The 22,146-nt window shown below is 31.6% G+C and carries 21 protein-coding genes; 13 read left to right on the top strand and 8 right to left on the bottom strand.

All coding sequences use genetic code 11. The annotated features are described in order from the left end of the window. Positions 1-82: 82 nt before the first annotated feature. Positions 83-1,507: an L-serine ammonia-lyase gene (locus DK442_RS08380; RefSeq protein ID WP_109435417.1), complete on the top strand. Its 1,425-nt coding sequence runs from the start codon at positions 83-85 to the stop codon at positions 1,505-1,507. 61 nt (positions 1,508-1,568) lie between these two features. Here DK442_RS08380 and DK442_RS08385 read toward each other — a convergent pair whose 3' ends face one another. Then, positions 1,569-2,048, bottom strand: coding sequence for a nuclear transport factor 2 family protein (locus DK442_RS08385; protein ID WP_109435418.1), 480 nt, complete (start codon positions 2,046-2,048; stop codon positions 1,569-1,571). A 161-nt stretch (positions 2,049-2,209) separates the two neighbouring features. Here DK442_RS08385 and panB point away from each other — a divergent pair, with 161 nt between their 5' ends. After that, entirely contained in the window at positions 2,210-3,028 is an 819-nt protein-coding gene (gene panB, locus DK442_RS08390; RefSeq protein ID WP_109435419.1) for a 3-methyl-2-oxobutanoate hydroxymethyltransferase, read from the top strand. Between the two features lie 99 nt (positions 3,029-3,127). After that, the gene (locus tag DK442_RS08395; protein ID WP_109435420.1) at positions 3,128-3,823 is read left to right on the top strand and encodes an RluA family pseudouridine synthase; all 696 of its coding nucleotides are present in this window, start codon (positions 3,128-3,130) and stop codon (positions 3,821-3,823) included. On the opposite strand, the gene DK442_RS08400 is transcribed toward DK442_RS08395, so the two are convergent. From DK442_RS08400 to DK442_RS08415, 4 genes are all read right to left on the bottom strand, one after another. Then, positions 3,811-4,263, bottom strand: coding sequence for a DinB family protein (locus tag DK442_RS08400; protein WP_109435421.1), 453 nt, complete (start codon positions 4,261-4,263; stop codon positions 3,811-3,813). The genes DK442_RS08395 and DK442_RS08400 overlap by 13 nt on opposite strands. A gap of 9 nt (positions 4,264-4,272) precedes the next feature. Next, positions 4,273-5,082 carry a DMT family transporter gene (locus DK442_RS08405; protein WP_109435422.1) on the bottom strand — a complete coding sequence of 270 codons (810 nt, stop codon included), beginning with the start codon at positions 5,080-5,082 and terminating at the stop codon, positions 4,273-4,275. A 56-nt stretch (positions 5,083-5,138) separates the two neighbouring features. Then, the gene (locus DK442_RS08410) at positions 5,139-7,331 is read right to left on the bottom strand and encodes a T9SS type B sorting domain-containing protein (RefSeq protein ID WP_109435423.1); all 2,193 of its coding nucleotides are present in this window, start codon (positions 7,329-7,331) and stop codon (positions 5,139-5,141) included. A 131-nt stretch (positions 7,332-7,462) separates the two neighbouring features. Beyond that, positions 7,463-9,007 carry a hypothetical protein gene (locus DK442_RS08415; RefSeq protein ID WP_109435424.1) on the bottom strand — a complete coding sequence of 515 codons (1,545 nt, stop codon included), beginning with the start codon at positions 9,005-9,007 and terminating at the stop codon, positions 7,463-7,465. A gap of 213 nt (positions 9,008-9,220) precedes the next feature. Here DK442_RS08415 and DK442_RS08420 point away from each other — a divergent pair, with 213 nt between their 5' ends. From DK442_RS08420 to DK442_RS08460, 9 genes are all read left to right on the top strand, one after another. Beyond that, positions 9,221-10,393, top strand: a complete 1,173-nt coding sequence (locus DK442_RS08420) for a 2-isopropylmalate synthase (RefSeq protein ID WP_109435425.1) — start codon at positions 9,221-9,223, stop codon at positions 10,391-10,393. An 81-nt stretch (positions 10,394-10,474) separates the two neighbouring features. Further along, entirely contained in the window at positions 10,475-11,857 is a 1,383-nt protein-coding gene (gene leuC, locus DK442_RS08425; RefSeq protein WP_109435426.1) for a 3-isopropylmalate dehydratase large subunit, read from the top strand. Between the two features lie 2 nt (positions 11,858-11,859). After that, entirely contained in the window at positions 11,860-12,447 is a 588-nt protein-coding gene (gene leuD, locus DK442_RS08430) for a 3-isopropylmalate dehydratase small subunit (protein WP_109435427.1), read from the top strand. Positions 12,448-12,515: 68 nt separating this feature from the next. Continuing rightward, a complete protein-coding gene (gene leuB / locus DK442_RS08435) occupies positions 12,516-13,631 on the top strand; it encodes a 3-isopropylmalate dehydrogenase (RefSeq protein ID WP_109435428.1) in 1,116 nt (371 codons plus the stop codon). A gap of 187 nt (positions 13,632-13,818) precedes the next feature. Next, positions 13,819-14,664 carry an N-acetylmuramoyl-L-alanine amidase-like domain-containing protein gene (locus tag DK442_RS08440; protein WP_109435429.1) on the top strand — a complete coding sequence of 282 codons (846 nt, stop codon included), beginning with the start codon at positions 13,819-13,821 and terminating at the stop codon, positions 14,662-14,664. A gap of 460 nt (positions 14,665-15,124) precedes the next feature. Further along, positions 15,125-16,111: an AraC family transcriptional regulator gene (locus DK442_RS08445; protein ID WP_109435430.1), complete on the top strand. Its 987-nt coding sequence runs from the start codon at positions 15,125-15,127 to the stop codon at positions 16,109-16,111. A gap of 161 nt (positions 16,112-16,272) precedes the next feature. Then, on the top strand, positions 16,273-17,010 hold the full coding sequence (locus DK442_RS08450; RefSeq protein ID WP_235010925.1) for a hypothetical protein: 738 nt from the start codon (positions 16,273-16,275) through the stop codon (positions 17,008-17,010). A gap of 12 nt (positions 17,011-17,022) precedes the next feature. Beyond that, on the top strand, positions 17,023-17,250 hold the full coding sequence (locus tag DK442_RS08455) for a putative signal transducing protein (protein WP_109435431.1): 228 nt from the start codon (positions 17,023-17,025) through the stop codon (positions 17,248-17,250). Between the two features lie 5 nt (positions 17,251-17,255). Then, positions 17,256-17,456, top strand: a complete 201-nt coding sequence (locus DK442_RS08460) for a hypothetical protein (RefSeq protein WP_109435432.1) — start codon at positions 17,256-17,258, stop codon at positions 17,454-17,456. A gap of 266 nt (positions 17,457-17,722) precedes the next feature. On the opposite strand, the gene DK442_RS08465 is transcribed toward DK442_RS08460, so the two are convergent. The 3 genes from DK442_RS08465 to DK442_RS08475 form a co-directional block, all read right to left on the bottom strand. After that, entirely contained in the window at positions 17,723-18,247 is a 525-nt protein-coding gene (locus tag DK442_RS08465) for a hypothetical protein (protein ID WP_109435433.1), read from the bottom strand. A 159-nt stretch (positions 18,248-18,406) separates the two neighbouring features. Further along, positions 18,407-19,501: a helix-turn-helix domain-containing protein gene (locus DK442_RS08470; protein ID WP_109435434.1), complete on the bottom strand. Its 1,095-nt coding sequence runs from the start codon at positions 19,499-19,501 to the stop codon at positions 18,407-18,409. 237 nt (positions 19,502-19,738) lie between these two features. Then, a complete protein-coding gene (locus tag DK442_RS08475) occupies positions 19,739-21,301 on the bottom strand; it encodes a GMC oxidoreductase (protein WP_235010926.1) in 1,563 nt (520 codons plus the stop codon). Positions 21,302-21,482: 181 nt separating this feature from the next. Between DK442_RS08475 and DK442_RS08480 the strand changes: the two genes are divergently transcribed. Continuing rightward, positions 21,483-22,082 (top strand): TetR/AcrR family transcriptional regulator, encoded by a 600-nt coding sequence (locus DK442_RS08480; RefSeq protein WP_109435435.1) that lies wholly within the window; start codon positions 21,483-21,485, stop codon positions 22,080-22,082. Positions 22,083-22,146 lie beyond the last annotated feature (64 nt).

Below are 22,146 nucleotides of genomic sequence, written 5' to 3' on the forward strand. Positions count from 1 at the left end.
TAGTAACTATTCCTTAAAAAACAAGTTTCTTTATTGTCAAAAAACTATATTTACCGCTTAAATTTTATCAATAGTTTAAATTATGGAATGTATCAGTGTTTTTGATATGTTGAAAATAGGTGTTGGTCCTTCTAGTTCACATACATTAGGTCCTTGGCGAGCAGGTCGAAGATGGATAGCAGAATTAAAAAGTAACAAAGTATTTGAATCTGTTACTGTAATCACGGTTGATCTTTTTGGTTCGTTATCATTAACAGGAAAAGGTCATGCTACTGATATTGCTGTAATTTTAGGATTATGTGGTTATGATCCTCAAACCATAGATGTTTCTACCATATCTTCTATTATAGATACTATTAACACTGATAAAGAACTTATCCTTAATAATGAGATAAGAATACCTTTTGACCCTAAGACACAGATTATATTTAATCGAGAATTTAAAGAGTTTCACCCTAATGGTATGACATTTCATGCCATATTGAACAACGGAGAAAAAATATCTTCTTCTTTCTATTCTATCGGAGGTGGATTTGTAGTACAGGAAGAACGAAAAAGAAAAGAGAAGAAACTTGAAAAATTTCAATATTTTCCTTTACCTATACAAAAAGCTACAGATTTACTTCAATATTGTACTTCTCAAAACAAAAAAGTATCTGAAATCGTCCTTGAAAATGAAAGATCACTAAGAAGTGATGATGAGATTAATAATCGAATCGCTCAAGTCTGGAATACAATGCTCGAATCTATGTATATAGGTTGTCATACAGAAGGGACATTACCTGGTGGGCTAAATGTTAGGAGAAGAGCTTATGATACTCATAAAAAATTGATAGGTACTACTCCCTATAGTACACCTACAGAATGGATTGAATCTATTCGAGATACCGAAGTAAAATTTCGTCAAATCCTTAAATGGGTATCATGCTTTGCCCTAGCAGTAAATGAAGTTAATGCCTCTTTAGGAAGAGTCGTAACTGCTCCAACAAATGGAAGTGCTGGTGTTATTCCTGCAGTCATGATGTACTATATGGTTATCGAGAATCACGATGCTAACTTTGATGATGTAAAACAATTTATGTTAGTTGCTGGCGAAATTGGAAGCTTATTTAAAAAAGGAGCTACTATTTCTGCTGCTATGGGTGGTTGTCAAGCCGAAATTGGTGTCTCATCAGCAATGGCAGCTGGAGCATTAACTGAGTTAATGGGAGGTACTCCTGATCAAGTCCTTATGGCTAGTGAAATTGCTATGGAACATCATTTGGGACTCACCTGTGATCCCATAGGTGGTTTAGTTCAGGTTCCTTGTATAGAACGAAATGCTATGGGTGCCATAAAAGCAATTAATGCATGCGAAATGGCATTAGATACAGATGCTGCAAATGCTAAAGTCCCTTTGGATAAAGTAATAGAAACGATGTGGGAAACCGCTCAAGATATGAATACCAAATATAAAGAGACAAGCGAAGGTGGTCTGGCTATTAAAGTTAGCCTAAGTGATTGTTAGATTTATTTAACAATCATAGCCTAAAACAGTAAGGCTCTTTTCTTAATCAATTTTTTAATATTTATTTACATCCTTCCCGATGTCTGGTATCTGCAAGAGCAATAATTTTCCAGTCTTTACCATCATTGAATAACTGAAATACATTTACTCCACAATGACTAAAATTATCATTGACATAAAACTCATACGGAGTCCAGGCATTTGCTATAAATGCATCTGTATCGATTTTAAATGATAATAATCGTTCTTCCCATTTCTGTTCTGCCGGTCTATTTTTAATCGCTAAAACAAATTTTCCAACATCTGTCTTAATAGTCTTAGAATGCCCTTCTTTATTCCTCGCAATAGTTTGCATTACTATATTATTATCCATGGTACTCTTCATTTTAAGAGTATCACCAGAATGAAATCCTTCAAAAAACTTTAAAATGGTTTGTTTTACTTCTTCTTTATAATTATTTACATCATCTACAGCTACTTCTTTTTGTGAAAAAGCATTCCAAGAAAATAGCACAATAAATAATAATGATAATTTATACATAACGTTTTTTATTTTTTGATCGATATAAAAGTAAGGTTTTAATTATTTTCTAAAATAGATAATTTTTACTTCAATATCATAAAGAAAAATCAAAAGCAGATTACTCTTGTTACCATATTGGTAATTCATTACTTTTACAGTCCTTAAAAAAAACAATACAAATGTCTACAGCTAAAAAAGATTACAAACGAGTGACGGTTAAATCCCTAGTGGAAATGAAGGCTAATAAAGAAAAGATATCGATGTTAACCGCATATGACTATACTATGGCTAAAATTGTTGATGGCGCCGGTGTCGATGTAATTCTTGTAGGCGATTCTGCATCTAATGTGATGGCTGGTCATGAGACAACATTACCTATTACTTTGGATCAAATGATATATCATGCTTCTTCTGTTATTCGTGCAATTGATCGTGCATTGATTGTGGTTGACTTACCTTTTGGAAGTTATCAAAGTGATCCCAAAGAAGCTTTACGTTCTGCAATACGAATAATGAAAGAATCTGGAGGACATGCTGTAAAATTAGAAGGTGGAAAAGAAATTAAAGAATCAATAAAGAGAATCCTTAATGCAGGAATTCCCGTAATGGGACACCTTGGGTTAACTCCTCAATCTATTTATAAATTTGGTACATACACTGTAAGAGCAAAAGAAGAAGAAGAAGCTCAAAAACTAAAAGAAGACGCGCTTATGCTTGAAAAAGCAGGGTGTTTTGCTATTGTTCTTGAAAAAGTACCTGCCAAATTGGCTAAAGAAGTTGCAGAAAGTCTCACTATACCTATTATCGGAATTGGAGCAGGAAATGGTGTTGATGGGCAAGTATTGGTAACACATGATATGTTAGGTATGACTCATGAATTCAACCCTCGCTTCTTAAGACGTTATTTAGACCTGTATACTGAAATGACAAACGCTTTTAAACAATATGTAACTGATGTTAAAGCTGTTGATTTCCCTAATGAAAATGAGCAATATTAATTTTGAGTAAACTTGATTATTAGAGCTATTATTAAAATGACGTCAAAGTTTAATACTACATTACAATACTTCTAAAATCTAATAATCTAAAAAACCAAGATGTCGAAAAGTTTCTCTACAAAAGATAACCTGCAAGTTCTCTATGAAGACAATCATATTATTATTATCAATAAACGTCCGGGAGATATTGTACAGGGTGATAAAACTGGTGACACTCCACTTAGTGAAGTCGTTAAAGAATATATTGCCGAAAAATATAATAAACCAGGAGCTGTATATCTAGGTGTAGTACATCGATTAGATAGACCTACTAGTGGTATTGTTGTATTTGCAAGAACAAGTAAAGCTTTACCAAGACTTAATAAATTATTTGCAAATAAAGAAGCTCAAAAAACATACTGGGCCGTTGTAAAAAAACAACCTCCAAAAGAAAAAGATACTCTTATACATTGGTTAAAAAGAAACCCTAAACAAAATAAATCATACGCCTACACAAAAGAAGTTCCTGATAGTAAAAAGGCAATTTTAGAATATAAAATAATTAAAAAACTAGATCGTTATTATCTTTTGGAAATTGATCTTCATACAGGGCGTCACCACCAAATAAGATCTCAACTTTCTGATATAGGATCCATAATAAAAGGAGATTTAAAATATGGAGCAGATCGCAGTAATAAAAATGGAAGTATTCATCTGCATGCAAGAAAACTTACATTTATACATCCGGTCAAAAAAGAATCCCTTACAATAATCGCCCCTCCTCCATCTGATTCGATTTGGGATCATTGCTTATGATTTAAAATTTGTTTTGAATGATGTTGTATATGTTCTACATAGTCGACAATTAACCAATCTAAGGTTTTTAAATCATCCTCTTCAATATCGATTTTGTAGTTTAATTCTTCTGTACTTAAGTTTTTAATAACAAAAATAATTTGTTTATTCAACGTACCCCATAGTTCAACTATGTTTTCAATTGTGCATTCTTGATAACGATTTACTTTTACCAAATCGTTTTGATTATATTTTCTAACTATATACGGTTTAGGTTCAAACTGTACTTCTGTAAATCGTTGTAAATTATGTATTGCAGAGTCGATTAGATGTCCTAAAATTTCTTTTTTAGACCATTTTATCTCTGATATTTTATAACTAACTACATCTTCGCCAAATTCAAGTATAGTTTTACTTGTTTTATATACCAAATCTTCTAATTTCAAAATCATGTCCTGCATAAATACTAATTATTTGTATGTTCTTATACTTTCGATAATTACAGAAGTTAGAATCAAAACACCTCCTATTATTGTAGAGAACACGGGAATTTCTTTCAAAAAAATCATTCCAATAATAATACCATAGACTGGTTGCACGCTACTTATAATACTAGCAGTTGTAATTGAAAAACGTTTAAAACTTCCTAAAAATAATGTATGCCCTATAGCTGTGGTCAACAAGGCTAAAGTGAGGGTTGGCATCCATTGATCCTTTATTCCCGAACTATCCATAAAGAAAAGAAAAGGTAAGAGAAAAATACTTACAATAACTAATTGATACCACATTAACGCAGAACCATTATAATTTGCAACCTTGGTTTTCATAATCAGATTCCGTAATGAATAGCATATAGCTGATAAGATTCCGAGTCCCACTGCTTTTGTGTATGAATTACTAAAATCTAAACCGGGTACTAAAAAATAAATACCGACCAAGACCAATAATGCTAGAAGCAAATGTACTTTTTGAAATTTTGTCTTTAATAAAACAGGTTCTAACAATGCAGTAATCACTGGATAAGTAAAGATAGATAGCATTCCGATTGCTACATTAGATAATTTCAAGGCATAGAAATAAGTGATCCAATGTAACCCCATCAGTATACCACTTAAAAGAATAGTAGGTTGATCTTTACTTCCTATCTTAAAAGAAATACCTTTCCAACGGCAAAAGATAAAAAGCAGGACTCCTGCAAATAATGCTCTAAACCCAATAATTACAGGTACTGGCATATCAATATATCTTCCTAAAGCACCCGAGGTGCTGATTAGAAGCATCGCTAGATTTAGTTCTAATACGTTTCTTAGGTGTTGGTTATTTTTTGGCAAATTGTTTATCTTAAAAGTGTAAAATTAGCTTTAAATTCTTTAAGTACACCCTGTTCTGTATATAATACTCTAAACCAATATGTATTTGAAGGTAATTGTCTGCCTTTATATGTTCCATCCCAATTTCCTTGCGGCCCTAAATTCACCAAAAACTTACCCAATCTATCAAAAACCAACACTTCTGAAATACTAACATTTTTTGTTCCTTCAATTCTCCATGAATCATGAAAACCATCTCCATTTGGAGTAAAATACTCAGGGTACCCAGCAGTTAACTCAACTTTAATACTTAGCTCTCCACACATCTTAATATCTCTAACGGTTATTGTATGCTCACCTTTAGTAACATCACTAAACAAATTAGATTCTTGCCAATCTTCATTGTCTATTTTATACTCATATTGTCCGTTTCCGGTTACTGTAACTTCGTATTTACCATTATTTGAAAATGCTCCCGATATTAGTTCTGCTTTAATCTCTTCTGGAGGATATGAGTCTACAACTTTAATACTTTTGGATATAGAACATCCATTAGCTCGGTTTGTTATTTCTACAGAGTAATCTCCTGAAACAGGAGGTGTAAAAGATGCATTTATTTCTCCGGGAATTTCATTTCCCATTACTGCTTGAACACCTGCGTACCACTGAAAAGTATATTCAGCAGCATCCAATTCTACTTCAATATCATCTGGTAATATATTAATTAATGTTCCGTCTTGACTCAGACATCTTGCATACTCTTCTTCCAAAATAATTGGAGCTATAGGTAACGCTGTAATTGTGAAAGCAACCGTAGTATAACATGTTTGTGTCGATTCTGCAATTCTAAGCCAAATTGTCTGAGGAGAAGAAATGTTTTCATAATCATTAGGTGTAGCAATTACATTATCTCCAAAAGATCCTGTATAATTATCTGCATCATCCTTATTGAGATGATATGACACTTTATATATCGATGGGTCCTGACTTCCTAATGCTAAAAGAGTATTATTGCTAAAATCAAAAGAAGCTACACCATCTCTTTCTGGGTCACAAGACTTAAGGTCTTCTGGTGAGCTTGCAATAGTTGGGGGAATCGCAAACTCTACATCAACAGAATCAGATGATGCACATAAACCAGAAACATCGATATCTACACTGTATGTTCCATCCTGAGTTACTTCTAATTGCTCTCCCCCGGCAAGTACTGTAGTTCCATCACCTGGAGCCAAAGGAACACCATCTTTCATCCATACATAGGTAGATCCGGTTCCAATAGTAGCATTTAATACTATTGATTCTCCTAAACACCCCGGATTTCCGTTTGCAATAGTTCTATCATCTCCTAAGTCTCCTCCAATATTAAAACTACCTGCAGATAAAAAAACCGCAGAATCAAATTGACCATCTCTATTATCAGCAATCACCATTTTTATGGTATAACGTTCATTAACAATAACGCTTCCTGACGCCTTCAAAATTTTGGTATACCCATTAAAATTTATGGGAGAATCTGTTCCCGGAGCAGTAGTTTTATTAAAAAACTTTTGATTTCTTGGTCGACATTCAGAAATTCCGTCTATTACATCATCAAAATCACCATCGCCATTTAAATCTACTCCTTCATTTACTGTAGTTACTTTAATAGGAACTGCTGGAGTTGTATCAGGTAAAACCGCCAGATTTCTTGAATTTCCAGCAGAATCAGTTAAAATAAAGGCAAAGACATCTGAAAAACTACACGGAAAGTTATTTATATACTCCTCTGAAGCGAATAAAAAATCGAAACTTATGAAATCTATACTAGGAATAAACTCAAACTGAATAAAAGTAGCATTAAACAGACTACCTGTACCTGTAATTCTGCCTAAACTTTCGTCGCCTTCCCAATCACTTCCATTTCCTTCACTTAAAGCATCAAAACTATTGGGACCGACTGCACTTTTTGCATTACCAGTGCTCAAAATAATACCTTTATCAATCTCAAAACCCGAACCATTCGATTCAAAATATCCGATACCATTAAATCCTGCCTTAGTCCCAGTAGAAGATATTATATTTTCGATTTTAGCACATGGACTGTCTATCAAAACATCTTCTATAAGCTGTTTTGGGCTAAAAGAACTATCATCAACACGTATTTGACCAATAGCAGAAAAGGCAAGTATCAAAAAAAAGAATACTGTTAATTTATGAACTGCTTTCTTAATTTTAATCATATAAGTCAGAGCGTATTTTTTTGCGATAATTGTATTATTTAGATTCCTTATTCTAAAGACAAACAAAAAGACGATTACCCTACTGATTTTATTTTCTTTAACAAAAAATTAACAATAGTATTATCCTTTATTTATCTTACAAGTCCTTCTGCTTTTTCTTTAATAATATCTGCCACTGGTCTTCCTTCAATATTACTCTCTAACCAAGAAAGAATATCTAAATACAAAAAAGCCCTTTTTTCATAAGGATGATTTTCGTATTCTTTTAGTGTTTTATGTAGTTTTCTAAATTCATCCTTTATTTGATGAGGAAAAATATCACCCAGATTTTTCAAAAATTTAATCATTTCCTTTTGCACCTCATGTAAGTCATCCATTTTAATTAAAAACCTGTAGGTTTCTTTTAATTGAGTTTCTAAATGATAATCCATACCAGCTTCATAATGTGCAACCAAACTAAGTACTCTAGAAAAACACATTAAGTCTTCTCTCATCTTTAGAGATTTGTTATTGATAATCTTCGCCAGGTATTCGATGCATTTTTTATGATTAGCCATACCAAAATACAGGCAACCTATTTTATAGTAAAAAACCATAATGTGATGATCATCCAAACGACTCTTAAATTCCTCGATCCCTTTAAGAATATCATCCACCAAATGTTCCCCTTCTTCAAAACTACCTTCTAAAAAGTGTACATTGAGTTTATTATTATAAATAAATTGGAACGACAATACATCAATATTATCATCTTTTGGAAATGTTTCATCTGCTATGGTGTTTTCTAACTTTGATAATGTTGATTTTAACTGAGCTTTATCTTTTATCAAGTATAAGGATTCTAACAAATAATGATTTCCTCTTAAGAAAAAAACCGGATTTTGAACAATCATTTTTGGGTGTTCATAAAATAGATCTATCCATTTTTTTGAATATTTATAGCACGATAAGAAATCCTGGACTATAAAACTATACCACAAATGGGCTTTATACAACCATAATTTCTCCCTAAAACCTAGCATATTCCATTCATACTTTGGAAGCTTACTATTAAAATAGTTCGTAATTATGCTATGCTCCTTATCATTTCTAACATATCCACTTTTTAGCATTAATCCATACAATTGCAATGACAAATTTGATAGCTTACTGGTTAAAACATTTTTCATGCTCAACATCTTTGCCTCAATTGTCAATTCATCTGCTCTATTATTAATACTTCTTGTAATATATTGCGTTTCTATAATTTTTTCGAGTTCTACAATTTCATAAGCAATATTATGTTCTTCATTCTCTTTTGCAAGAGCTTTTGCTTTTTCTAATATTTTTAAACTCTGCTTGTACAATCCTTTATGATACAGAATAGATGCAAAATCAAACTGTTCTCGTATTTGTGATCTTATATTCTGATGTAAAGGGCTTAACCTAAGGCTTATTAATATTTGTTTATATAAATGAGCTTTAAGGTTCGAGATTTGCAATTTTGTCACAATTCCTTTTTTTACAATAAGCTCTTCATTTAAAGTATCACTCTTGTCCAAATGGTTAAAAAGAGCAAGGAACTTTGAGTCAGTATTTACACCCAATCTACCTACATACACTTTAAATTGTCGCTTTTCGGATTTAGAAAGTGACTTAACTAAAACAAACAAAGGATCTTTTTGATCATTAGTCATTGTAAGAAAATATATTGTAATTAATTGATTAAAAGAAAGTTAAGTTTTCATTAAAACATTTTAGCATTGTAAAATGTATATCCCAATACTTCCTTTTTGAATTCCCAAAATATAAATTCGTAAGAGATTTAAGAAACATCTTGTAAGAATATTTAAAAAAAAGATAATCTTTTATCTAAAAGCACTGAACTTATAATTATTTATAGAATTCTCATGAGCGATAATAAAGTCCAAATATTTGACACAACATTAAGAGATGGAGAACAGGTCCCTGGTTGTAAACTAAATACTCAACAAAAATTAGTTATCGCAAAACAGCTCGATTACTTGGGTGTTGATGTTATAGAAGCTGGTTTCCCTGTATCAAGTCCTGGAGATTTTGCTTCGGTTAATGAGATAGCCAAAATCGTTAAAAACGCAACGGTTTGCGGACTAACAAGAGCTGTAGAAAATGATATTAAAGTAGCTGCAGAAGCACTTAAGTTTGCAAAAAGACCAAGAATTCACACTGGTATCGGTACTTCTGATTCTCATATTAAGTACAAATTTAATTCTACTCAAGACCAAGTTATTGAACGCGGTATTGCCGCTGTAAAATTTGCCAAATCTTTTGTAGAAGATGTTGAATTTTATGCCGAGGACGCTGGTCGCACAGATAATGAGTTTCTGGCACGAGTCTGTGAAGCCATGATTAAAGCTGGAGCGACTGTACTTAATATTCCAGATACTACCGGGTATTGTCTTCCAGAAGAATATGGAGCAAAAATTAAATATTTGAAAGAAAATGTTACAGGAATAGATAATGTGATTATTTCTTGTCATTGTCATAATGACTTAGGATTAGCAACGGCTAATTCGATTTCTGGAGCAATTAATGGAGCACGACAAATAGAATGCACTATTAACGGAATTGGAGAACGTGCAGGTAATACTTCTCTTGAAGAAGTTGTAATGATTATGAAGCAACATCCATATCTAAATTTGAATACCGATATTAACTCTAGGCTATTATATGAAACTAGTCAAATGGTATCTGATCATATGGGTATGATGGTTCAACCCAATAAAGCTATTGTAGGTGCAAATGCTTTTGCTCATAGTTCTGGAATACATCAGGATGGTGTTATTAAAAATCGTGAGACTTATGAAATTATTGATCCTGCTGAAGTTGGGGTCACCGAATCAGCTATAGTCCTTACTGCAAGAAGCGGAAGAGCAGCTTTGGCATATAGAGCAAAGAAAGTTGGGTATGAATTAACCAAACTTCAATTAGATGATGTCTACAAAGAGTTTTTGAATTTTGCAGATCATAAGAAAGAAGTAATTGATGAAGATATTCATCAAATTATGAAAAATACAAATGTAATTGCTGCTGTAGTAGCTTAAGAAAAAATACATTAATAAACCTACGAGTCGATACTGATCTTATATCAGTATGTAAAATCGTAGGTCTTTTTTTAGAGATATATGAAGAAAACCTTGTTTGATAAAGTTTGGGATGCACACGTCGTCAAAGAGATTAAAGACGGGCCGCAGATTTTATATATTGACAAACACTTAATCCATGAAGTTACCAGTCCTCAAGCATTTGGAGAACTAGAACAACGTGGAATTCCTGTTTTTAGGCCTGATCAAATCGTAGCTACCGCTGATCACAATACTCCAACTGTTGATCAACACTTACCGGTAAAAGACGACCTTTCCAGAAATCAATTAGAAGAGCTTACAAAAAATTGTAAAAAGAACAACATTACGCTATACGGACTTGGTCATAAGTACAATGGTATTGTGCATGTTATGGCACCAGAATTAGGTATTACCCAACCAGGAATGACCATGGTCTGTGGGGATAGTCACACCTCTACTCATGGGGCTTTTGGAACTATTGCTTTCGGAATCGGAACAAGTCAGGTTGCACAAGTTTTTGCTAGTCAATGTTTATTACTTCAAAAGCCAAAAAGTCTACGTGTAAATGTAAATGGAAAGCTAAAATCGGGAGTTTTACCAAAAGATGTCATCCTGTATGTAATCGCAAAACTTGGTACTAACGCAGGTACAGGATACTTTTGCGAATATGCCGGAAATGTATTTGAAGATATGTCTATGGAAGGTCGTATGACCGTTTGCAATATGAGTATAGAAATGGGAGCCCGTGGAGGGATGATAGCTCCTGATGAAACGACTTTTGAATACATTAAAGGAAAAGAATTTGCTCCTCAAGGGAAAGAGTTTGATAAAAAAGTAGCGTATTGGCAAACATTACCTACTGATGAAGGTGCTATTTTTGACAAAGAGTATCATTTTGATGCTGAAGATATAGAACCAATGATTACATACGGTACCAATCCAGGAATGGGTATTAAAATATCTGAAAATATTCCTTCAGAAAATAATGCTTCATTCGAAAAATCATTGGCCTACATGAACTTTGAAAAAGGTCAATCTTTAGTAAACCAAAAGATAAATTATGTTTTTATAGGAAGTTGTACTAATAGTAGAATCGAAGACTTTAGAGTGGCAGCTAATTATATTAAAGGAAAGAAAAAAGCGAATAATGTTACCGCTTGGTTTGTCCCTGGATCTCAGCAAGTAGCTCAACAAATTGTTAAAGAAGGATTGAATACTATTTTTGAAGAAGCCGGGTTTCAACTCCGTCAACCAGGATGTTCAGCTTGCCTTGCCATGAATGATGATAAAATCCCTGAAGGAGAATATTGTGTGTCCACATCAAACAGAAATTTTGAAGGGCGACAAGGACAAGGTTCAAGAACTATTTTGGCAAGTCCTTTAGTGGCTGCAGCAACTGCAATAGAAGGAAGAATAATTGATATAAGCAAACAACTAAATTAATTATGGATAAGTTTACAACACTAACATCCTCTGCTATACCATTATCGATAGAAAATGTGGATACTGATCAAATTATTCCTGCTCGTTTTTTAAAAGCAACAAGTCGGGATGGATTTGGAGAAAACTTATTTAGAGATTGGCGTTTTAAGAAAGACGGAAGTGTAAATGAAGACTTTGCATTAAACAATGCTGTTTACAATGGAAGTATACTCGTAGCGGGTGATAATTTTGGATGTGGGTCTAGTAGGGAACATGCAGCATGGGCTATTAATGATTATGGATTCAAAGTGGTTGTTTCTAGTTTTTTTGCAGATATCTTTAAAGGGAATGCTTTAAATAATGGTGTTCTCCCCATACAAGTTGATAAAGAATACTTAAAAGAACTTTTTGATCAAATTAAATCAAATCCTGATTCGCAGATCGAAGTAGATTTGGAAAATCAAAAAATAACTATTCTAGCTACAGACTCTTCTACTAATTTCGAAATTAATCCTTATAAAAAAACCTGTTTAATTAATGGGTATGATGACATTGATTTTTTAATTAGTAATAAAGCAGAGATCGAAGAATTTGAAAACTCTAAAGCTTAAGAAAATAAAATATTGTCAAACTAAGATTTGATCAAAAAAAAGAATAAAAATTAGAAACAAAAGAATAGATGAAACTAGATATCGCAGTATTATCAGGAGACGGTATAGGGCCAGAAGTAACCGCACAGGCCATTAAAGCCCTAGAAGCTGTTGCACATAACTTTGACCATTCATTTATATTTAAAGAAGGTTTGGTTGGTGCAATCGCGATTGACAAAACGGGCACCCCTTTACCAGATAAAACTTTAGAGCTTTGTGTTAATACAGATGCTGTACTATTTGGAGCTATCGGAGCTCCAAAATATGACAATGATCCCAGCGCTCCTGTTCGTCCAGAGCAAGGGTTATTAAAGTTACGTAAGGAGCTTGGACTTTATGCCAACATACGCCCAGTAAAAGCTTATGACACTCTAATTGATAAATCTCCTCTTAAACGTGAGATTATCGAAGGAACAGATATTTCTATCTATCGTGAATTAACAGGTGGGATTTATTTCGGAAAAAAAGAAATCAGTAAAGATGGTAATGTAGCGTCTGATCTATGTGAATATTCTAAGGAAGAAATTGAGAGAATTACTCATCTGGCATTTAAAGCCGCACAAAAAAGAAGAAAGAAACTTACATTAGTAGATAAAGCCAATGTTTTAGAATCGTCAAGGCTATGGAGAAAAGTAGTTACTCAAATTGCAACAGAATACAGTGATGTATCCCTGGATTTTTTATTTGTTGACAATGCTGCAATGCAAATGATACTAAATCCAAGCCAATTTGACGTAGTGCTTACAGAAAATATGTTTGGTGATATTATTTCTGATGAAGCTAGTGTTATTGGCGGATCTATTGGTCTATTAGCTTCAGCTTCCATTGGTGATACATGTTGTATGTTCGAACCTATTCATGGATCATTTCCGCAAGCAACAGGAAAAGGAATTGCTAATCCTATTGCAGCTATTCTATCTGCTGCAATGCTATTAGAGCATTTTAATTTGATGGGAGAAGCTAATGCGATTAGAGATGCTGTAGAAAAAGCATTAGAATTAAATCTTACTACACCTGACCTAAATACTAGTAATCCTCTTACGACAGAAAAAGTAGGAGATTTTATTGCCGACTATATTCTTAATCCAGAAGATTCGAATATCAATTTTGAAAATATACATGTAGGTCAATCTACTATTATATAAATAAACGCTATACATAATTTTGTAAAAGCACTCAAAGAGATTCTTAGAGTGCTTTTTTATTGAAACAAAAAGCTGAAAAATCAGTTATATATAGTGATTTCTTTATTTGACAAACTCATTAATTGAAAAAGATATCATACCTTTTTTGTACTTTACCAAAAAAAACAACTCTTATTTAACACTTTTAATGAAGTTAAAAATCTACATAATTCTTTTTTTTATACTTGCCAATTCAATAACAGCTCAAGAAATAACATGTTCTGCAAAGGATAAAGAAATTTTTACAACTCGAATACAGGAACTAAAAAAAGAATATCTTACAAAAAGTAATTTTAGTGAAACTATAATTTTTGTAGGCAAAACATTTTTAGGCACTCCTTATGTAGCTAAGACTTTAGAAATTGGCATTGAAGAAACTCTAGTAATTAATTTACAAGGTTTGGACTGCACTACATATATCGAGAATGTATTGGTATTTAGTTTAATGCTCAAAAATGACAAAAGTGATTTTGATACATTTACGAGCTATCTGGAAAAAATACGTTACAAAAATGGTGTATTAAATGGCTACCCTTCGAGATTACATTATTTTTCAGAATGGATCACTAATAATGAAGAGAAAGGTATTATAAAAAATATCAGTGGAGATATTGGTGGTATCGAGATGGAAAAAGACATTAACTTTATGAGCACTCATCGTGACCTCTACCCTTTTCTTAAAGAAGATCAAAACTTTAAAGGCATACAACAATCTGAAAAAGAAATTGGTCAATCTACATTATGCTTTCTTCCAAAAGATAAAATTAAGGAAAATGAACATCTAATTAAGTCTGGTGATATTATCGCATTAACTACAGCTATAACAGGACTTGATGTAACTCATACCGGAATTGCTATTCGAGAAAAAGATGGAAGAATACACCTATTACACGCCTCATCAAAAGGGCAAGTAGAGATTTCTAAACTTCCATTAGTTGATTATCTACAAGGAATACGTAAAAATACGGGGATAATAGTCAATCGAGTACAATAAAGCTTTATTAAAAAAAATAAAGCAATATATCTTCAAACGTATAGTTTTTACTACACTTAGTATTATTATTTTTTATTAGTAAGTACTATTACTCATTATCGAATATTGATTTAAATAAGGCATATTTACATTTATGCATTCTATTAACAGTAACGAAATTTAACTTAGTGCTACTATATAATAGAATATAACTCATATAAGATAAATATAATGTTAGAAATAAATTTTAAAACGATCGCATCAAATTTTTATATCTACATTTCTTAAAAAAAGAAATACATCTTTTGTAAGCAAACAGAATAAAAAATACTCAATAAAAACCAAATAACTCAACCTCTTTTTGGAAACCATCAACTTCAATTTTTTTCAACTTCTCATTCTTTTTGGTTCGATCCAAGGAATCATTTTTAGTTATATTGTTGTTTTTATAAAAAAACATCAATCTAAAAGCACCATTTTTTTGGGGCTTACAGTACTATTTCTATCTATTAGTAATATTCAACATATGCTTATCGATGTTAATTACTTTGATGACACATCGATTATAAGAAGAGCGTATGTTCCTTGGCAATGGATGGTAGCACCGATGTTTTATCTTTTTGCGCATAGCTTTTTACAGAAAGAATCTTTAAGCAAATCGTTATTGACTTTTCTTATTGCCCCCTTTTTTTTGATAACTATATTACATTCACTTCAGCTTATTTATCAAATATATTTTGATAACGATTTTATAATCTCTAATTATTACCAACAAGGTCTATTTCTATATACTAATTTACTTTCTTTTATTCATACACCTATTGTTATCTATATGATGTATAAAATGGTCATTTCGTATGAGAATAATCATGAAAAATCGATTGAAAAAATAAAAAAAGAAACAACTTGGTTAAAAAATCTTATACGATTAGGAATCGGAATTGTATCCCTTGGTATGATATCAGTGATTATAGGAGTCTTAATAGACATGAAGGATTCATACTTTGGCTATCCATTCTTTATATCTTTATCTCTTTGGATTTATTGGATAGGATATGTGGGTATAAACAGATCTTCTTCTCACGAAAGATTAGAAAAATTAACTACTCCCCAATTATCAAAAAAGACAGGACATGCTACTTTTGTTAAAATCAATGATTATATCGTAAAAGAAAAAAAATATTTATTAGCCGATATAAGCCTTAATAGTATTGCTGAAAAATTTCAAATTAGTAGCGGATATTTATCGCAACTGATCAATACACATACTCAGAATAGTTTTAATGATTATATTAATGAATTAAGAGTAGAAGCTTCTAAAAAAATGCTTATTGATTCACAATATGATAACTATACAATAGAATCTATTGGATTGGAATGTGGTTTTAAATCCAAATCTAATTTTTATACTACTTTTAAAAAATTCTCTAATTTAACACCTAATCAATTTAAAAAGTTAGAAGAATAATTATTTGCAATCATTTTAAAAAAACCTTTTTTTGTTTCACTTTTAACGCATGTATTACAACATATCATTACTTCGGTTTAGACAATAGTTAAAATACCAAGTATCCAATTCAATATGTCCATACATTTTTGTAAAACTTACCTTAAATCGCTAATTTAGTGATGCTAAAGAAAAAGAAAATGCTACTTCCCAGAACAAATATTGAACAAAAACTTAATAAACTAAGAGCAAAAAAATTTGATGTTTCATCATGGAAAGATCAAGTCAATGAAATCTTCAGAAAAGAAGAAGAAAACCAGGGACGAATTCTTCAAAATCTAAATAACTCGGTAGATATTGGCAAAAACACCTTTGATTTTGATTCACTAGAAACGAATAAGATATATCATATCGATCAAATTAAAAAAATATGTATTGATTACCGTTTACGTTTTTTAGATTCAAAATATTTCAAAGGAAAACTACCTCAATCTGCTTTACTGGCTATTAAAAATCTTGAAAGACAGCATCAGACAGAGTTAAAAGGGTTCAAAATAATAGCACCATCAAAACTTTTTAAACTAGAAAATGCAGATGACCCATTACTTTTTGCTCCTATGGGTAATGATTATTTTTATTTGATTCATAAATGGGGAAATGATCTACATCCACTTCGCAAAAATATAATGTGGTTTTTTAAAAGTTTTGAGAATTTACTATTTCTTACTTTTATAATAAGTGTTTTGCTTACTTTTATGGTTCCTGATGGTCTATTTAGTAAACATAATGATACTACCCAATTGGTAATGATATTTTTCTTTATGTTTAAATCTGTTGCAGCTGTAGTTTTATTCTATGGATTTGCTCTTGGTAAAAACTTTAATACTTCCATCTGGAATAGTAAATATTTTAATGCATAATACATCCAAAATATGTTTCCAGAAAGTGAATACGAAAGAGTATATACAGGAAGTTTAATAAACGTTCAGTTTTTACAAACTTTACTACAGGATAGGGGGATTAATTCGATAACAAGAGATGATATGAAATCGGGTATGATAGCTGGTTTTGGAGGAGGAGTCCCTGATCATATTCAACTTTTTGTAAAGAAGAACGATATGGAGGATGCTATTCCTATCATTGAAAAAAGCTTATCCTAGATTATATGGAAAACAAAAATCAATCTCCGCGTAAAGCCTGGGATTTAATGATTGGCATTGCACTTGTTGTATTTGGTGGTTTACGATTATACAATAGGTTGCAATCTGAAGCCGAGTGGAGCTTTAAATCTATAATCACCATACTATTTATTGGGTATGGAGGATATATGATTTATCGGCATTTTCAGACTCCTCCAAAAAATTAATCTAACGGCCATTATTGTTTGTTTCAATAATCAATATCCCCAATACCCATCTCATTGATTCTAAATGAATACCTTTAGAAGCTTAGGCTATGCACACTTAGGTCATTGAGTTTATTATAAAAGGGATTTCTTTTTTTGACTCTATATACTATCATAATTTTAATTTTCTGTAAAAAGTAAAACAGGGAATGTCTGGTGATATTAGAACTGAAGAAAACCATAATCTATTTGTATTTATTTTTAAACTCAATCTTTGTTGTAAGAAATTAAAAACGATATCCGATTTTGAGATTAAAAACAGATGTATAACCTATTTCTTTTCCATTTTCATTGCGAAATGCAAGTCCTATACCAAGTCCAGCTTCATAATTAAAATGTTTTCCAATATTTCTTCTGATTCCCCAAGTGGGAGTAAGTAATAGATAGTCTTGATTATCGTTTTCAGCTTCTGAAATATCAAAGAAACGATAACTGGCTCTAAACGAGATATAATTTCCACTATTACCATCTATTCTTCTACCCTTATCAACACGCTTGTTTAGATTGTAATACCATCGAGGTTCTAATGCTATCATAGGTTCAATATGATCAAAACTAACACCTCCTAAGCCTATTTCACTTCGTAAAGCAATTTGATTGGATAATCTTAATTCATTGTGAACCCACGCGCCTAGAACTCCGATTTGAATTCCAAAAACAGATTTTTCTACTGATGCTTCTTGTTGTATATTTTGTGAAAATCCAAAATAAAAACTACTTACCAACAATGAAACAAAAATTACTTTTTTCATACTAAACATTAATTTTGAAATTTGTTATTAATTAAGATTAAGTTGAGTCTTGTGAGTTATTTATGTTTTTTGATCTACTGAAGTAAAAGTATACTGATCAAAAAAATAAAAGAGTAATTTTGGGATTGAAGAAGTCCTGAAATAACCGAATTACACAAATCAGGACTTTTTTTGAAACTTTCTATAGGCTCCCGGAGACATTCCTAAACTGGTATTAAACGCGTTATAGAAAGTACTCTTAGATTTAAAACCAGCTTCCATACCAATGGCTTGGATAGAATATTTATTAAATACCGGATCAAGCAATAAGTTTTTAGCTGCTTCAATTCTGTATTCATTTACAAACTGAATAACACTTTTATTGGTTTCCTGATTTAGAATCTGTGATAAATACCCTTCACTAGTTCCTAATCGAGTTGCTAAATCTAATCGACTTAAAAGAGGGTTTTTATATAACTCTTCCTCATCCATTACTATATAAAGTTGGTTAATAATCTTAGAAACAGTAGTCTCGCTTATCTTCTTTTTTGCCTGATTACTATGTGTTTTTTTTGAGACCAAATATTGGTGTATTTCGTCTTTTTGAACTACTATTTGTAATCTAAACACTCCATAATACAATATCCACCACGATAAAAAAGAAATTAATATCCATAGAAAATCTGTAGTATATTCTGAGTCGAATACATAAGATTCTATATGAGACAAAATCCAACTTATAACAATGCAGATAATAAAAAGGTTTAATCTCAGCAACCAACGTTTTTTCTCTTCAGAAATTGTATTAGATCTTTTTATTAAATTCCTCGCCCAAAAAATTAAAAACGTATTGTAAACAAACGATCCAAAATACTTAATGTAATATACCCAACCATCAAAATCTGGATTATAAAAGTTAAAAATAGCATGGAAAAACGTAACTAAAATTTCAATAATTACCGAGATAAAGAAAAAAGCATAGAGCCATTTATACCACTTTTTTTTTAGGTAGTTATGCTGAATTTGAATTAGAAAATAGGTGAATAGAATTACTCCAAACAGCAAATCTAGCATAACATTGTTTAAAAATTGGGAAAGGTAATTTTCTAAATCACACCAATCTAATAAGGTCAAAGTTGTGAGTAAGAATAGCGATAAGGAGAGATATTTATTAGCACGATTCTTATAAAAAGATGAAGTTATTAATGCAATACTTATAAAATACCCTATACTTCCACTGACAATAATTGCAAAATCTAATAGTGTTATATTCAATCTTTGAAGAAATTAATGATATTAAAATTCAATAAGAAGTATAAATCACTTGAGTACGAATGTTCCATACTCCTATAAATACATCACACTAATAACTATAAATATTCTGAGATATTACAAGAGTGGTTTTGTCTTAGACTAAATATAAGCTGATTTGCTAATTTTTTTATATAGATTAAAGGAGAAAATAATTCTGGAATTTCCTTTTACATTTTATGTCGTAATACTATACCCTCACTAATGCTTCTTCTCAGGGATCATACTCATTGCACGTTCTGTAATTGCAGTAATGGATAAAGAAGGGTTCACTCCTGGGTTAGCAGATATCATAGATCCATCACAGATGTACATATTTTCATATCCAAAAACTTTGTTATTCTTATCAATAACACCTTCGGATGCATTTGATCCCATCACAGCTCCTCCCAAAATATGAGCTGTAGAGGGAATTCCTGCTAAGGGCTCTAAACCAAAAACAGTTTCTTTTCCATGTATTAAAGATGCATATTGTTTTGCTAAACCCAATGATTGAGGAATAAATGCAGATGGTTTCTTCCCTTCCGAAATTCTAGTATTCATTATCCCAAATATATTACGACGAAACTTCAACGTACTATCTAATGTTTGCATAAAAAGTAAAATAGCTGTGCTTTTCCCCCAATCCCTAGTTGTATACAGTTTTATATAGGTCAAAGGGTGTTTGACAAAGCTTGTAATCATCTTTACAACTCGAACAATAGTATTTTTACCATGAGTTAATGGTAAATGAGATAGCCTCCAAAAACCAGATCCTTTGGTATATCTTACAATTTCCAAATGGCTATTTTGATCTGTTTTAAGAATAGATCCAATGGCCACACCTTTAGACATATCCTTTTTCTTATCAAGATTAGTGACACTAATCAAGCTCTCATTATTCGTTCTGATGTCATATCCTAGTCGATCTGAAATTTTAGGTAATGATTTTTCCTTTAACTTCAATAATAATTTAATAGTACCTAGAACTCCTCCTGAAAAAATAACTCCTTTGGCTTTTATTGTTTTTTTAGTCTTAAAAAATCGAGTTGATGACTTATATTTTATTTCATACCCTTCTTTTGACTGAACAACATCAAAGACTTCATTTTCTGCCAAAATTTGAGCTCCCTTTTGTTGGGCCAGATATAAATAATTTTTATCCAGCGTATTTTTAGCCCCTACTCTACACCCTGTCATACATCCACCACAATAATTACATCCGGTGCGGTCAGGTCCTTTTCCACCAAAATAAGGGTCTGATACAGTAACATTAGGCTCTCCAAAAAAAACAGCAACCTTGGTAGATTCGAATTTATCTTTTATATGCATCGCAGATGCCAATTCTTCCAGAGCTTTATCTCCATCAAAAAGTTTTGGGTTTTTTTGTGCTCCCAACATTTTAGATGCTATTTGATAAAATGGCGCTAACTCAGATTGCCAATCTGTAAGATTTTTCCAACTGCCTGATATAAAAAAATCTTTTTTTGGTATTGGTAATGTATTTGCATATACTAAGGACCCTCCTCCCACGCCAGTTCCCGAAATAACAACCACATGCTTAAAAAATGACATTTTCATGATTCCAAACCATTTTAGAAAAGGCAACCAAAGCCATTTTCTTAAGTTCCAATTTGTTTTTGGAAAGTCTTTAGCTTCATACCATTTTCCTTTTTCAATTACCAAAACTTTATATCCTTTTTCTGATAGTCGTAAAGCACTAACAGAGCCACCAAAACCACTTCCGATCACCACATAATCATATTCCTCTTCTATTCTCATCATTTTAATATTATATTCTTTTTGGTATGGCAAAATGTTATTACCTCTTTTACATAAATAATTTTTTCTATTTTTTTCAAAACAGTCCAATAGTTCATATGGTAAATGATTAATTTTGAACAATACAAATCAAAAACCATACTATTTACTCAAATATAGTTCGGTTTTAGCAAATTGTCAACATATGGGACGAAAATCTATACTTAGAAATCGTAAAGAGAAAAGTAAAAAGGTAGAACAATGGACATTGGCTATTTTACCCAAGTTAAAAACCTCAAACTTGGGAAATCTTACTATGGACGATCTTGCTTTGTTAATGAAAAAAAGTAAATCTACTATATATCAATATTTTACAACTAAGGAAGAGATTTTTGAATATATTACCCAAACTAGAATTGATAACTTAAATACGTATAAGGCTGAGATCGCAATGGAAGTTTTACAATTGAATTATAATTATGAAACACTTGCTCGTATACTTACCGAAGGCGCTAAAGACATTTCTTCTTTTTATTTGAGACAGTTAGAGTTACATTATCCCACGGCATGGAAAATCATTGAAGATTTTTTATTTGGATTATTGGAAGATTTAAAACAATTTTATATTTCTGGAATCGAAGGTGGTCTATTTAAACCTATATCACCAGAACTACTTATTAAGCTTGATGAATATTTTATCATGCAGCTAATTATGGATGATACTTTCTTTAATAAAACTCAAAAAACGCTAGAATCTATTATTAAGGATTATATGTTCTTAAAATTTGAAGGTCTAATGAAATGATTTTTTATAGTATTTTATCCTAAATAAAAAACCTACAAACTAAGAGTTTGTAGGTTTTTACATC

The organism is Aquimarina sp. AU119 (assembly GCF_900312735.1).
Classification (GTDB): Bacteria; Bacteroidota; Bacteroidia; order Flavobacteriales; family Flavobacteriaceae; genus Aquimarina; species Aquimarina algiphila.